The following is a 517-nucleotide window of genomic DNA, read 5'->3' as shown; positions in this document are numbered from 1 at the left end:
TCGTCTCGTTGGTCACCCTTACCCATATCATCTGGTAGTCCGGCGATGTAGTGTTCCGGAACGCCGTTGGGTTCGCAATAGCATTTGTCCCGGCTTCTGCATCTTCAGCAGATGTGTAATACGTAACGCTGTAGCTGGCCGGGCTTTGCGGGCCAAGCGCATCGTCATCGGCACGGGTAAGGTCGAACGTGAACACGCCGTCATTTGTTCCGTCATAGTCACAGTCAATGAACGTTTCGGTCACAGGATAAGCCGTAGCCGCTTCTTCTACCAATAACGTAAGTGGCGCAACTATAGTACATTCTGTTGCATTATTCCTCACCTGTACAAATATGTTCTGTTGGTTTGGCGAACTTGTATTAGTATAAATATACGGCATCGCGATACCCAGGCCAACGTTTGTCATGCTGCTGAAGAACTTGATGGTATAATTATCAGGGTTAACACCTTCGCCAAGGATCTCGTCCATATGCGTATTGAGATCGAAGGTAGCTATGCCATCGGTATTTTGCTCGCA

The 517-nt window shown here is 48.4% G+C and carries 1 pseudogene; it reads right to left on the bottom strand.

Annotated elements, in window-relative coordinates:
- Positions 1-517: pseudogene (locus tag ACT6R0_RS18690) on the bottom strand (hypothetical protein); the annotation flags it as partial.

The organism is Flavobacterium sp., assembly GCF_052437795.1.
GTDB lineage: Bacteria > Bacteroidota > Bacteroidia > Flavobacteriales > Flavobacteriaceae > Flavobacterium.
Note: the sequence above shows the minus strand (reverse complement) of the source record. Positions and strands in the feature narration are given on the sequence as shown.